This is a genomic window from Pseudoalteromonas sp. CO109Y, from assembly GCF_004208935.1.
GTDB lineage: Bacteria > Pseudomonadota > Gammaproteobacteria > Enterobacterales > Alteromonadaceae > Pseudoalteromonas > Pseudoalteromonas shioyasakiensis.
Genome location: NZ_SGPD01000016.1, coordinates 53624 through 67406, shown reverse-complemented (window position 1 = coordinate 67406; position 13783 = coordinate 53624). Strand labels below are relative to the sequence as shown.

Sequence of the window (13783 nt, the reverse complement as noted above, 5' to 3'; positions counted from 1 at the left end):
GTGCCCAGAGGCGGAATCGAACCACCGACACGAGGATTTTCAATCCTCTGCTCTACCGACTGAGCTATCTGGGCAAATTTCAAACGCACTTATGAGCAACAAATTTGGTTGTCGCTGTCTGGGCGTGCGGCGTATTAAACGGGTTTTGCCTTCTCAAGTCAACTTTTTTTTGAGGATTCTAACTGTTTGCACAGTTTTCAATCAAGATTGCTGTTTTTAATAGTTTTTAGCTTATTTAATCTACAAACTTTGTGCTTTTTGGTTGACCCTCATCATAAAAGGGTTACCTATCTTAAAAACGTGGTGAATTTTTCTTCATAGATGGTAGGATTGTCCAATAATCAAGAATATGCTTAATGATGCTGTATAATTTGTTGGACTAAAGCCATGCCAAGTAAATCAAATTCACCTGTAAAAGGCCTACTACCGCTTTTTATAATCACGAATCTTGTCATCACCCTACTTGCGGTTGTTGCTTACTCTTTTTATCCAACAAGTGAAGTAACTCAGCAAGATAGCAAACCAACTATCACAACGCAGCAATTATCAAATCAGCTTTCAGCACCTCTAATCAGCGCATTAACTATGCCTGGCCAAGATAAAGTAAAAGAGGTTCTCGATTTAAGTCTCCTGCTTAATGATGGTTTTGATTACTATTTATATCGATATGAATTCAACGGCGATGTATCGCTTGTATACGCCAGTAATAAAAAGCTAATCGAAGCCAGTAAAGTTAATCAAAAGCTAGAACAAAACACCCTTATTCATACGGTGTTAGAGTTTAATGATCAACCAGTTGGTGAACTAGTTATAAAGCAACACCCGATTGCTGAACCCATTGCGCAGTCTGCAGGTCTTGCATATGGTTTAGCCGCATTGACTTTAGTAGCACTGGCTATTTTATCTTTTGCCTTAAGTATCTTTATTAATAAGCGTTTTACTAAAAGTAGTGAGTCATTAAGCAGTGAATTAATGGCCATCACAGACAATGCTGACTACCAAGCCCAAGTAAATGAAAACCTAGATTTTGGTTTGGATTCAGTAGCAAAAAATATCAATTTACTACTTAATAAAGTTCAATCAGCAATAACAGAAAACAAAGCTGCTCAGGCAGATTTACAGAAACTACAAAGTGGTCTAGAAAACGAAGTACAAAACCGTACTCTAGCTCTTGAGCAAGCAACTCTCAAAGCCGAACAGGCAAACGAAACCAAAACGACTTTCTTGGCAACCATGAGCCATGAAATTCGTACCCCTATGAATGGGGTTATCGGTACCATTGACTTACTCCGCCAAACCGAGCTTGATGGTGCGCAGCACAGATTAAGTACAATTATTCGTGATTCTGCATTTTCTTTATTAGGTATATTAGATGACATTCTCGATTTCTCGAAAATCGAAGCAGGTAAACTGAATATCGATAATATTCCTTTCTCAGTGTCAGACACCATTGAAGAGGTCGCTCGTGTTTTATCATCGGTGGCCAAAAAGCGTGACCTTGAATTAGAGCTAGCAATTGCGCCAGATATCCCTACAAATTTGATTGGTGATACGGTGCGTGTTCGCCAAGTACTTTATAACCTATGCAGTAATGCAATTAAGTTCACTAGTACTGATGATAAACATAAAGGCCACGTTAAAATTTCGGTAGAGGTGGCTCAAAACACCACTGATCACTACACCCTACGTTTTAGCGTATTAGACAACGGCAAGGGTATGACACAAGCACAGCTTCGTGAAATCTTTAACCCGTTCATTCAAGCTGAAGGCTCAATCACCCGTGAATACGGTGGTACTGGTTTAGGCTTATCGATTTGTAAAAGCTTAACTGAGCTAATGCTAGGTACCATCTCTGTAACAAGTGATTTAGGTATTGGTAGTGAGTTTGTTGTCGAGTTACCTTTTAGTACACAAGGTAAAGTTGAATATGCCCACAAACAGGTAATGAAAGACCAACGTGTTGTAGTTGTAACCAATCATGATGGCCGCAAAAAACTACTTACTCGTTATCTATCATTTATGGGGGCAACACCTGTTATTGCTGATAGCAGCGACAAAATCGAAGCTGAACAAGATAAAAAAGATATTATTTGGATCCTCGATGGTATCGAAACCATGGAAGATATTAACTATATCTTACGCCGCTTGCTATACACCTTAGAAGACAATAAACAGCAAGTAATTGTATTAAGTAAGCTAGATGAAGCCGCTGTTAATCATAAAAATATCTTCTACTTAAATGCTGCACCGCTGTGTAAGTCTAACTTTATGATGTCGCTATTAGTGGCGGCAGGTTTACATAAGCCAAAACAAATTGCTTCGGCTAAGTCATTTAACGACTATTTAAGTGTTGATAAAGCCCGCGAAGAGAACAAACTTGTATTGCTTGTTGAAGACAACGTATTAAATCAGCAAGTGTTAACTGATCAGCTCCATCTATTAGGTTATGGTGTTGAAGTAGCTGAAAATGGTGAAAAAGGCCTTGAAGCATGGCGTGAAGGTAAACACTCAATTATCTTGACAGATTTACACATGCCGAAAATGTCAGGCTACGATATGGTTGAAAAAATTCGTCATGAAGCATCGCAGCTTGAAGATATTAACGCTCAACCTTATGTGATTGCTATCACCGCCAATGCCCTTAAAGGCGAAAAAGAACGCTGTTTAAGCATAGGGATGAATGATTACATCACCAAGCCTGTTGAGCTAAATGTGCTCGAGGCCACTTTACACAAATGTGCATACAAAACGAATCCTGAAGCCACTAAACTTGAAGTTAAAAGGCCAACAGCGCCTATTGATATGGCGATGCTTGCTAACTATGTAAACAATGATGAAGCAAAGAAACTACGCTTTTTCAAAATGTATTTAGAGCAAAGTAATCAACTTAGTAAAGAAATCAACAGTGGTGTTATTGAGCAAGACTTAGAGAAAATCATTTCAGCCTGTCATCAGCTCAAGTCAATCTCAAAAACGATTGGTGCAATGAAAGTTGCAGAACTAGCTGCCGAATTTGAAAAACGCTGCAAAGAAGATGAGCTATCAAGCGATGATTTAATTGAACTGCGCGATAGTTATGAAATTGAATACTCCAAAGTAGCTCAATTCTTAAAAGAACAAATACAAAGAGCTGAGCAAGAAGCAACACATTAAAAAAGGGCCTATTGGCCCTTTTTACTTTTAATTTCTTCGTTTATTTTTCTGGTGGACGGTAGCCTTCAATTTCCACGTCTTTACCTTCAAATAAGAAACCTACCATTTGCTCTTCTAAAAAAGCACGGTGCTCTGGATCCATCATGTTCAGGTGTTTTTCGTTGATCAACATTGTTTGCTTGTGCTGCCATTGGCCCCATGCTTCTTTACTGATGTTGTTGAAAATCTTTTCACCAAGCTCACCTGGGTATAGTTGGAAGCCTAAGCCTTCAGCTTCTTTTTGTAACTTTTGACAAAATACTGTGCGTGCCATAATTGCTCTCTACTCTTATTGCGTGATGCTATTGTAATCTATTGCGCTTAATTGTTTAACCAGCTTTTTCGTTGGGGCTGCAAGGCCAACCTCAACTGACTCATCAAGCGGATACCAAACTAGTTGCCGCTCATTTATAAGATCAGGAATGCTCGGCAAGGTTAAAACATAGGGGTTGATAGTCAGCTCAAAATGCGAAAACACATGGGTAAAGGCTTCCATTGCCTGCGTATTAGTTGATAAACCATGCTGGGCTAAAAATGTTTCTAGCTCAGTTAATTCGCTAAACTCGAAAAAGCCAAATAAACCACCCCATATTCCTGAGCTTGGGCGCTTTTCCATAAGTACTTTATTATCGCAGGCTATTATAAGCTGATGACATGACTTTTTCGGCACAGCCTTTTTCGGCTTTGAATGCGGGAACTCTTTAACTTTACCTTCTTTAAAAGCAAGGCATTTACTATTTAAAGGGCAAGGCTCACAGTCAAACTTACTCCGCGAACAAAGACTTGCGCCTAAATCCATCATTGCCTGATTAAACTCAGTGACCGACTCTTTAGGCGTTAATTGCGATGATAATGACCAAAGGTGATTTTCGACCTTTTTCACTCCATACCAGCCTTCAACCATAAAAAAGCGTGCCAGTACTCGTTTAACATTACCATCTAAAATTGGATGATGTTGGCCAAGTGATAAAGACAAAATTGCCCCAGCAGTTGAACGACCAATACCCGGCAAGTCCATCACCTCTTCAAGCGTGGTTGGAAATTTACCTTGGTATTTATCACGAACTATTTTTGCCGTTTTATGTAAGTTGCGCGCACGGGCGTAATAGCCAAGCCCAGTCCAATGGTGAAGCACCTGATCTTCATCGGCATTAGCAAGCGCAATGATGTCAGGAAAGCTTTGCATAAACTTTTCAAAGTAAGGAATAACAGTTACTACTTGGGTCTGCTGTAGCATAACCTCAGAGATCCATACCTTATAAGGGGTTTTATTTAGCTGCCATGGCAGAGTTTTACGACCGTGAAGGTGGTACCAGTCAACCACTTGGTTTGCAAACCAGGTTGACTCCTTATTGCTTAAATTCAAAATAACATCTTTACTTGCTGAAGCTCATTTCGGCCAAGTCTATTGCAGTTAGTTAGGCCAAGCAAGCCGAAGAGGCTCTGCTCTGTCTAAATTGCTCGTACATGGTCGCAATATTAATCTCGAAAGATAAACAGCCCTTGACTATTGTACTCAAGGCGCAGGTCAGGGATAATACGCAACCTTTTTCTATAGTCAGTATTTTAATCAGGCCAAAATATATGAGTGACTCAAGTAACCCAAACCTCGAGCAAGCAAAGCAAGAGGGTAAATACATCCGCACGATTCGTAGTTTCGTTAAGCGCGAAGGTCGCCTAACAAAAGGCCAAGCGGCAGCCATCGAGAAGTGTTGGCCAACTATGGGCCTTGAGCACAAAAATGGCATGCTAAACCTAGCAGAAGTGTTTGGTAACGATAACGATGTGGTACTAGAAATCGGTTTTGGTATGGGCAAATCGCTAGTTGAAATGGCTAAAAACGCACCAGAACTTAACTTCATTGGTATTGAAGTTCACCGCCCAGGTGTAGGTGCTTGTTTAATGGATGCCGATGAAGCTGGTGTAACAAACTTACGCGTATTCGAGCATGATGCGGTTGAAGTGCTTGCTGACTGTATTGCCGATGAAAGCTTATCTAAGCTGCAATTATTCTTCCCTGATCCATGGCATAAAAAACGTCACCATAAGCGTCGTATCGTACAACCAGAGTTTGCACAAAAATTACGTAGCAAATTAAAAATTGGCGGTGTTTTCCATATGGCCACTGACTGGGAAAATTATGCAGAGCATATGCTAGAAGTAATGCAAGTGGCTGAAGGTTACAAAAACCAATCAGAAACTAACGATTACGTTCCTCGCCCAGATTCACGTCCACTGACAAAATTTGAGCAGCGCGGTCACCGTTTAGGTCACGGCGTATGGGATCTAATGTTCGAGCGTACTAAGTAATAAAAGGTAAAGCAGCATGAGTAAGTTAACCAACCCAAGTTTACTATTGCTTCGTAATGAAGACGAACTTGTTGGACAATCGATTTTAGTGGTTAACTTTGAGCAAGATGGCTTTTTACGCGAACTTAAAGCGCTAAATCCCGACGCAAAAATTACTGCGTTCAGTTATAACCACGCAAATGCCATGTATGCCAGTAAAATAGCCGGTATACATGCAGTGGTTGATCACACTATTCCAAATGGTAACTACGATTTAGTTATCTACTATTACCCAAAAGCAAAGCCAGAAGCACAAATGAGCCTTGATAACATTCGTGCTGTTTGTCATCAAGATGCGCAACTATTTGTAGTAGGTGAAAATAAAAGCGGTGTTAAATCAGCAGAGAAACAACTAAAAGACCACTGTGGTTTTAGTAACAAGATCGATAGTGCCAAGCACTGTATTCTGTATTTATTCTCTGAGCTTACGCTAAACGATAACTTTGCTATCAGCCGTTACCACAAACAATTCCAAGTAAAAGCCGGCGATATTGAATTTACTGCGATCAGTGTGCCAGGGGTATTTAACCACGGTGCGCTTGATGTAGGCACTGCGGTACTTCTGAATAATGCGCCAACTGTTAGCAAGGGTAAAGTACTCGACTTTGCTTGTGGCGCAGGCATTATTGCTACTTACTTAGGTTTAAAGCAGCCTGAGCTTGAATTTGTATGTAGCGATGTAAGTGCGCTTGCAACTTATGCCACTGAGCAAACACTTGCGTTAAATGACCTCAAAGGCCAAGCGATTTTGAGTGATGGCTTAACTGATATTAATGGTAAATTTGATCTAATCATCAGTAACCCACCGTTCCATACGGGGATTGCCACAGATTACACCATTGCCGAAGCATTTCTTAGCTCAGCAAAGCAACACTTGAGCAAGCAAGGTAAATTGACCATAGTTGCAAACAGCTTCTTAAAATACCCACCTATTTTAGAAGCACAATTTGGCCAATACAGCACAGATTTCAAAAATACTAAATTTGCCGTTTACTCAGCTAAATAAAAGTTGAGTAAATAGCTTATTCGTAGCAAAAATATTTTTTAAAATATTTAGTTACTTTCAAATGTCTTTGCTAGACTAAACTCTTACTAATAACAAAAATTCTGGCCTTCTATAGCGCATGCCGATATTTTCGACACAAACAAGTATTCGTAAAGCGTTGACCAATGCGGTAATGCTAGTCACTGCGTTATGCTTGTCTTTGTCTATTTCTATTTCGACCTACCTAGATGTAAAAGAGCAAAAGTCGCTGATTGTCGATAAGATCTCTATTTTATCGAAAATAATTGCCTACAACGCCCAAATCACCGTGCTGTTTGATGATAACGAAACCGAATCTGAGCGCTTAAAGTCATTTGAATCTGTGCCGCTTATTAAAAACATCCATATCTACTCAATCGATGAGTTATCTAACGAGCCGGTGTTTTTTAGTAGCTTTAATGCCAACCGTACACCACCAGTACCCATTAAAGTTGGCAGCATAGATAACCTGTTAGAGCCACGCTTCACAGATAAAGATATAGAGCTAATAACCCCTATCGTATACGAAGGGGATACCATCGGTTATGTTTACGTTCGCGGCGGCTTAGACAGGTTAAACCAATATATTAATCGTAAAATTATCATCGATATTTTACTGACCCTGTTCGTTTTAGTACTGGTGTATTTTGTCGCTAGACGTATTCAAAAACGTATTGCAAACCCTATTGATGAGCTAAGTAACCTGCTACAGGACGTATCGAAAAACCATAACTATGATACTCGCGCACAAAAAACCAATATTGATGAAATAAACCAGCTAGCGGGCAGCTTAAATATCATGCTCTCGCGCACTCAAAAACAAATTGAGCGCCACGAAAAAGACAAACAAGAAATAAAACAGCTTAACCAAAGCCTTGAAGAAAAAGTAAACCAACGCACAATCGCATTACGTGAGGCTAACCAAGAGCTGCTCAATACCCTTGAGCGTATGCACCAATACCAAAACCAAATCGTCGAAAATGAGAAAATGGCGTCACTGGGGCAAATGGTTGCAGGTGTTGCTCATGAGGTTAACACACCTATTGGGTTAGGTATTACAGGCTCAACGCTGTTACGTGACAAGCTGGCAGAAATTCACGCGCAGTTTGAACAAAAAACTTTAACTTCAGCACACTTAAAACGCTTTATTAATGACGGCATTGAAAACCTCGATCTTATCTATCGCAATCTTAACCGTGCAGCTGAGCTCGTATCTAGCTTTAAGAAAGTGGCTGTTAATCAAGATGTAGAAGTCAGCACCAAAATCAATTTAAATGATTTATTAAATGATGTGGTGATGTCGATGCGCTCAGAGATTCAATATCGTAATCCTAAAATTACGATTAACTGTAGCAATGACATTAGTATAGAAACCAAATCTGGGCCGTTACAACAAGTGTTACAGCAGCTATTAAGTAACTCGGTGATTCATGCATTTAGTGATGATCAAAATAACGAAATCACCTTTAATGTTGATCGCAACGAAAGTAGCTTGAGTATTCACTACTTCGATAACGGTATTGGCGTTGAGAAATCAATTCGCAAACGTATTTTCGACCCATTTGTAACTACTAAACGTGGTGAAGGTGGCAGTGGTTTGGGCATGCACCTAGTTTATAACTTAGTGACTCAAGCACTTGGTGGTAGCATCGTATACGATGAGCTAGCAGACGAAGGGGCTCACTTTATTATTACTCTGCCATTGCAAGAAGGTGCAGCGTAATGAGATTAGTGAGTTGTATCTTATTAGCTTTGCTTGCTGTATGCCCTGCATTTGCCAAATCACCGGACCAAGTTAAATCAGCCTTTTTGTATCAAATTGCTAAGTTCACGAAGTTTAATGACCAAGTGAACCCTCCCCCTATTTCATTTTGTTTTTATGACTTAGATAAAGGTCCTGGAGCGTTCCTTAAAGATAGAAATGAACTGCAAATTAACAAAAAACCAATTAACGTTATATTAGTGAAAAAAACCCAGCAAATTTCTGAACTTTCTCAAGTTTGTGATATCACATACATTGATGAAACATTAGAAAATGATATACTTCCACTTTGGACCGATACAATTTCATTGGATACTTTAACAATAGGTGAAAGTATCAGCTTTTTAGAAAATGGCGGTATAGCCTCTCTGGTTCAAGAAGGAAATAAAATCCGACTGTATATCAATAAGCAGCACGTATTGCAGCATAACTTTAAAGTGCAATCTCGATTGTTAGCTATGGCTAAGTTTTATCCAAATTGATTTTACTTGTTAACAATTGGATCTAATCCTATAATCTCTAGTATTCGGTTTTGCTTGATAATACCGAATTTTTGTAAATAAAATTTCCGAAAAGGTTAATATACAATGCAAACGCCAGTCATTCTGATCGTAGAGGATGAAGACGTAACTCGACTAAACCTCGTTAGTTTATTTGAAGCTGAAGGTTACAAAGTTATTGAAGCCATTGATGGCGATGATATGCATGACAAGCTTACAAATAATGATGATGTGAACCTTGTAGTTATGGACATCAACCTACCAGGTAAAAACGGGCTAATCTTAGCGCGTGAATTACGTCAAAAACGTAACGTTGGTTTAATTTTCTTAACAGGTCGTGACAACGACGTTGATCGCATTTTAGGTCTTGAAATTGGTGCTGATGATTACATCACTAAACCATTCAACCCTCGCGAATTAACTATTCGTGCTCGTAACCTTATTTCGCGCACAGCCCTAGGTGGCGAAGAAGCGAATATCGAAACAAATGGTGTTATCACATTTAACGGTTGGGAACTTGATGAAAACAGCCGTTGTTTAACATCTCCAAGCGGCGACGCTAAACGTTTACCTAAAGGTGAATACCGCGCGCTACGCTTAATGCTTGACTCACCGGGCCGTATTTTCAGCCGTGAGCAATTAATCAAGCACATGACTGGCCGTGAGCTTCGCGCTAACGACCGTACTGTAGACGTAACAATTCGTCGTATCAGAAAACACTTTGAAAGCGATAACAGCACATCTGAGCTGATCAGCACCATCCATGGTGAAGGCTATCGTTTCATTGGTAAAATCGACAGCTAATTAGAATTAATCTTCTAACTGTTGTAAGAATAATTGGAGGGCGTCACGCCCTTCATTTATTTTCACTGCTAATTCTTCAAGCCACTGCTGTAACTCTTCGCTACTCTCTTCAAGCGCCCCATGTTCCATCTTCTTAGCATGTAACTGCACATCGTTTAAGCCTACAGAGCCAGCTGCACCTTTTAATTTATGTGCCACCGATTTGTACTCTTCTCTATCATCTGCCGCTAACGCATCTGCCAGCTCAGTTTGGTACTGAGGGTTTAACTTATTAAATAACTCACAGCTGCGATTAAATATAACCAGCCCCATTGAGCCTACAAAGTCTTCGATGGTTTCTATATCGAGCAGCTCAACACGAATACCCGATAAGTCTTTTTCAGCTACTGCTTTGATTGGCTCAGGCTGACAGTTTTGTTGCTGCTTGATATCAAATAACTCACCGAGCATTTTATCGAGTTTTGTGGTGTTGATAGGCTTAGCGAGTGCGCCTTGAATATTAATACCAGCAAGCTCTTCTTCGGCGCTACGCACGTTGGCAGTCAAGGCAACGATTGGTAAGTTATCAAAGTGTTCATCGTCACGAATTTGACGAGCAACTTCATCACCATTGATATCAGGTAATTGCATATCAAGTAAAACTAGGTCTAAGTCATCTTCTGTGTAAACAAACGACAGCGCATCCTCACCAGTTTCAGCCCAAATAACTTCGTGGCCACGCTGCTCAAGTAAGTTAGTAGCAATTTCAGCATTTAGCGGCACATCTTCTACTAAAAGAATGTTTAAGCTGCGTACCGCATAACTTTGCTCGGTAGGCGCAATACAAAGCTTAAGCGGTATTTCAACAACAAAAACACTGCCCTCACCTTCAGTACTGCTGACATTAATTTCACCTTTCATTGCGCTAACAAGTGCTTTTGTTACCGCAAGGCCGATACCAGAGCCAATAGCATTAGTGCCGTTGATATCTGGTGCTTTGTAGTACATGTCAAAAATACGATGCAGCTGCTCTTGTGGAATACCTTGACCCGTGTCGCTCACACGCATCACTAACCACGGACCATCGGCACGATTCTCACGACGACATTCAAGCTCTACATGGCCTTGCTGAGTAAACTTAACGGCATTATTGATAAGGTTCCAAACAACTTGGCGTAAACGGGTCGGATCAAGAGACGCGTAAACATCCAGTGTGCCTTTACGTTTAATATTGAACTCAAGACCTTTTTGTTCAGCAATTAAGCCTGCAAAATTCACTACGTCATTAATAAAATCGGCCACATTAACTGAGTCAGCAACAATATCGAGCTGCTCACGGTCAATTTTATCCAAGTCGATAATATCGTTAAAAATATTGCCAAGGGTTTCAGCACTTGAAAACACCGTATTACACCAACTACGTTGCTGTTTATCGAGTTCAGTATCAAGTAGCATGCGGGTTAAACCCACAATACCGTTAAGCGGCGTTCTTAATTCATGGCTTAAAGTTGCAATGAACTTACCTTTATCTTTATAAGCTGCTTCAAGGGCTTGAGCTGCCTCTTTACGACTGGTGATATCACGGCCAAAGGCAAGTAAACCTATGTACTCACCTTTTTCATTAATAAAAGGTAGCTTACGCATTTCAAACCAGCGCTTTTCACCATCAACGGGGTATTCAACGTCAAGTGTAAGAGCTTGGTGGGTTTGAGATACTTTTTTGTCGGTGCGCAGTACTTCTGGTAAATAATCACTTGGGTAGATTTCTTCAACACTCTTACCGATTAACTCATCGCTGCTTTTACCTATCACTTGTTCAAACATTTTATTACAGCCAGCAAATACACCATTGTTATCGCGGTAATAAAATAAATCGGGAGATGAGTCGACAATAGAGCGCAATAGCATGCCTTGTTGCGCAAGCTCTTGTTGAGTTTTTTTACGCTCGGCGATTTCGCGTCTAAGCTCTTCAATCGCTCTATGCTTGGCATGAAACGCCATTTTACGCTCATCAATCTCTTCGTTTAAGCGACTGATGTTGTCTTTTAGCGTTTGGTTAAGCAGTTTTTCTTGTTTGGTTGCGCTATCTAGGTAGCTATAAGAAGCTTCTAATTGGCGAATTGAGTTAAGCAGTACAGTGATTAAAATCGGCGATACCACCGCAGTGAAGAACATCACGGCCAAAACATCAACTAAAGTCACCGTTCCAACTGCAACATAATAAAACATGCACGATAAGATCAGCGACATGACCAATAATAAGGCATAACAGGCGGCGGCAGTTTTAAACTCACCGTACTTAGAAATAAAGCTTGAGAGAGTGCGAGCCCACGGACTCAAAGAAGAATCAATCATATATAAAGCTTAGGCACATAATCGAAAAAAAACAGCATAGCTAATTTTATCACTATTCCTTTAGAAATATTCATATTGTGCGATAAACATAGAATTTTTTCATCAACGCCGCTTTTTTATATTTTTTCATGTAAAATACCGCGCTTTAATAATTGCAAAGAATGAGTATTACCATGCAAACCACAATGCCAGATATTGCTGATACGGCTCCCGCCTTACAAACAGGTAAATTAGACTGGGTTGGCATGGGCGAAATTGAACTTCCTTTCATTTTTGAAACTCGCAATATTGCCCCTGTAAATGTAATTGCCAAGGCACGCGCTTTTGTAAACTTGCATAAAGAAGACGCAAAAGGCATTCATATGTCGCGTCTATTTTTAGCCCTTGATACCTTATCAACCGAGCAGCAAGTTAATCCACAAACTCTTAAACAAGCTCTTGATGCCTTTATTAGCAGCCATGATGATTTAAGTGACCAAGCACAAATCGAATTTAAATTTGAGCTACCTCTGCGTCGTAAATCTTTATTAAGTGGCAAAGTAGGTTGGAAAAACTACCCTGTTCATTTGATCGCTAAGATCAACCAAGGCATTGTAAGCTTTGAGTTAATGGTTGATGTTACTTACTCGTCTACATGCCCATGTTCAGCGGCTCTTGCTCGTCAATTAATTCAAAATGCCTTTAGCGAAAAATTTGCTGAGCAAAACATTGATAAGCAAACTGTTTTAGAATGGCTAGGCACAACAGACGGCATTGTTGCTACACCACACTCACAGCGTTCAATTGCAAACGTGAAAGTAAAACTCGACAGCCAAATTGACAGTTTTGATGTGGTTGGCTTAATTGATGCTTTAGAAGCTGAGCTAAAAACGCCAGTACAAGCGGCAGTTAAACGTGAAGATGAGCAAGAGTTTGCCCGCTTAAATGGTCAAAACCTCATGTTCTGCGAAGATGCTGCACGTAAAATTAAAGGCTTACTAGAACAGCAAAACTACGCCGATTATTGGCTGCAAATAAATCACTACGAATCACTTCATGCCCACGACGCAGTAGCTATCGCTGTTAAAGGGGTTACTGGCGGATACACAGCTTAAAAATTTCTGGTGACTCCACACACTTAGGCACGCTAATTGCTTTTAATTTTCAGTGTCAATTTGTTGTTGTGGAGTTACCGTATGGAATTCGCTTTATTATCAATTTTAGTTTTAGTCGTAGTAGCCTCTGTTGTTGCGTCAAAGTTTACCGATGAAGGCGGAAACCCTTACCCTTTCACTCGTAAGCAAACTGTTTTTACGCAAGTTGAGAGTGCTTTTTTACATCTTCTAGAACGTGCTGTAGGCGACCAATATAAAATCGTCAGCCGCGTTAAACTCATTGATTTAATCGACTGCAAGCAAGGCTTATCTGTCAAAGCAAAACGTGCTGCAATGGCTAAAGCCAAAAACAAACAGTTAGATTACGTACTTATCGACAAAGACAAACTTACTATTGTTGCCGCTGTTGATTTAGTAAATAACACCAACCGCGACGGCCATAAAGCACAACGTGATTGGTTTGTTAGTGGCGCATTAGAAGCGGCGGGCATCCCGCATATTCGCATGAAGGTAAAATCAGGCTATCAACCAAGAGAAGTACGTGATGCAATCATGTTTAAACTTGGTAAACCTGCAGCAGCGCCTGCAAGACCTGCACGCAACCGCATTACTAAACCTGCGGTATTATCACCATCACAAGCAAAAGCACACTCAACGGCGCTTGCAGAAATATAACCTGTCACAATATTGGCAAAAGCAGACTTTAAGGTCTGCTTTTTTGTTT

Annotated in this window: 11 protein-coding genes and 1 tRNA gene; 8 read left to right on the top strand and 4 right to left on the bottom strand. The window is 40.2% G+C overall.

The genetic code is table 11. From position 1 onward, the window contains the following. Position 1 precedes the first annotated feature (1 nt). Positions 2 to 74: transfer RNA gene (locus EXT43_RS06145), tRNA-Phe, on the bottom strand. Between the two features lie 313 nt (positions 75 to 387). On the opposite strand from EXT43_RS06145, the gene EXT43_RS06140 reads away from it, so the two are divergent. Then, on the top strand, positions 388 to 3153 hold the full coding sequence (locus EXT43_RS06140) for a hybrid sensor histidine kinase/response regulator (RefSeq protein ID WP_130166578.1): 2766 nt from the start codon (positions 388 to 390) through the stop codon (positions 3151 to 3153). 40 nt (positions 3154 to 3193) lie between these two features. Here EXT43_RS06140 and EXT43_RS06135 read toward each other — a convergent pair whose 3' ends face one another. Both EXT43_RS06135 and mutY read right to left on the bottom strand, forming a co-directional pair. Then, positions 3194 to 3466: an oxidative damage protection protein gene (locus EXT43_RS06135; protein ID WP_036970432.1), complete on the bottom strand. Its 273-nt coding sequence runs from the start codon at positions 3464 to 3466 to the stop codon at positions 3194 to 3196. 15 nt (positions 3467 to 3481) lie between these two features. Then, the gene (gene mutY, locus EXT43_RS06130) at positions 3482 to 4561 is read right to left on the bottom strand and encodes an A/G-specific adenine glycosylase (protein WP_130166577.1); all 1080 of its coding nucleotides are present in this window, start codon (positions 4559 to 4561) and stop codon (positions 3482 to 3484) included. Between the two features lie 215 nt (positions 4562 to 4776). Here mutY and trmB point away from each other — a divergent pair, with 215 nt between their 5' ends. The 5 genes from trmB (at position 4777) to arcA (ending at position 9631) form a co-directional block, all read left to right on the top strand. Continuing rightward, entirely contained in the window at positions 4777 to 5502 is a 726-nt protein-coding gene (gene trmB / locus EXT43_RS06125; protein WP_054560769.1) for a tRNA (guanosine(46)-N7)-methyltransferase TrmB, read from the top strand. 16 nt (positions 5503 to 5518) lie between these two features. Then, on the top strand, positions 5519 to 6547 hold the full coding sequence (gene rsmC / locus EXT43_RS06120; RefSeq protein WP_062564935.1) for a 16S rRNA (guanine(1207)-N(2))-methyltransferase RsmC: 1029 nt from the start codon (positions 5519 to 5521) through the stop codon (positions 6545 to 6547). Positions 6548 to 6665: 118 nt separating this feature from the next. Beyond that, positions 6666 to 8288 carry an ATP-binding protein gene (locus tag EXT43_RS06115; protein ID WP_062564934.1) on the top strand — a complete coding sequence of 541 codons (1623 nt, stop codon included), beginning with the start codon at positions 6666 to 6668 and terminating at the stop codon, positions 8286 to 8288. After that, on the top strand, positions 8288 to 8809 hold the full coding sequence (locus EXT43_RS06110) for a YfiR family protein (protein ID WP_062564933.1): 522 nt from the start codon (positions 8288 to 8290) through the stop codon (positions 8807 to 8809). Before EXT43_RS06115 ends, EXT43_RS06110 begins: the two co-directional genes overlap by 1 nt. 105 nt (positions 8810 to 8914) lie before the next feature. Beyond that, a complete protein-coding gene (gene arcA, locus EXT43_RS06105; protein WP_054551295.1) occupies positions 8915 to 9631 on the top strand; it encodes a two-component system response regulator ArcA in 717 nt (238 codons plus the stop codon). 6 nt (positions 9632 to 9637) lie between these two features. Here the strand turns inward: arcA and arcB are convergent, their stop codons facing one another. Beyond that, positions 9638 to 11965 carry an aerobic respiration two-component sensor histidine kinase ArcB gene (gene arcB / locus EXT43_RS06100; protein WP_062564932.1) on the bottom strand — a complete coding sequence of 776 codons (2328 nt, stop codon included), beginning with the start codon at positions 11963 to 11965 and terminating at the stop codon, positions 9638 to 9640. A gap of 173 nt (positions 11966 to 12138) precedes the next feature. Here arcB and folE2 point away from each other — a divergent pair, with 173 nt between their 5' ends. Beyond that, entirely contained in the window at positions 12139 to 13059 is a 921-nt protein-coding gene (gene folE2 / locus EXT43_RS06095; RefSeq protein ID WP_062564931.1) for a GTP cyclohydrolase FolE2, read from the top strand. Between the two features lie 81 nt (positions 13060 to 13140). After that, positions 13141 to 13734, top strand: a complete 594-nt coding sequence (locus tag EXT43_RS06090) for a DUF2726 domain-containing protein (protein ID WP_062564930.1) — start codon at positions 13141 to 13143, stop codon at positions 13732 to 13734. Positions 13735 to 13783 lie beyond the last annotated feature (49 nt).

Coding starts and splice junctions, on each gene's coding strand:
- EXT43_RS06090 (WP_062564930.1), top strand. CDS start 13,141: ATGGAATTCGCTTTATTATCAATTTTAGTTTTAGTCGTAGTAGCCTCT.
- EXT43_RS06135 (WP_036970432.1), bottom strand. CDS start 3,466: ATGGCACGCACAGTATTTTGTCAAAAGTTACAAAAAGAAGCTGAAGGC.
- EXT43_RS06110 (WP_062564933.1), top strand. CDS start 8,288: ATGAGATTAGTGAGTTGTATCTTATTAGCTTTGCTTGCTGTATGCCCT.
- folE2 (WP_062564931.1), top strand. CDS start 12,139: ATGCAAACCACAATGCCAGATATTGCTGATACGGCTCCCGCCTTACAA.
- arcB (WP_062564932.1), bottom strand. CDS start 11,965: ATGATTGATTCTTCTTTGAGTCCGTGGGCTCGCACTCTCTCAAGCTTT.
- EXT43_RS06140 (WP_130166578.1), top strand. CDS start 388: ATGCCAAGTAAATCAAATTCACCTGTAAAAGGCCTACTACCGCTTTTT.
- arcA (WP_054551295.1), top strand. CDS start 8,915: ATGCAAACGCCAGTCATTCTGATCGTAGAGGATGAAGACGTAACTCGA.
- rsmC (WP_062564935.1), top strand. CDS start 5,519: ATGAGTAAGTTAACCAACCCAAGTTTACTATTGCTTCGTAATGAAGAC.
- EXT43_RS06115 (WP_062564934.1), top strand. CDS start 6,666: ATGCCGATATTTTCGACACAAACAAGTATTCGTAAAGCGTTGACCAAT.
- trmB (WP_054560769.1), top strand. CDS start 4,777: ATGAGTGACTCAAGTAACCCAAACCTCGAGCAAGCAAAGCAAGAGGGT.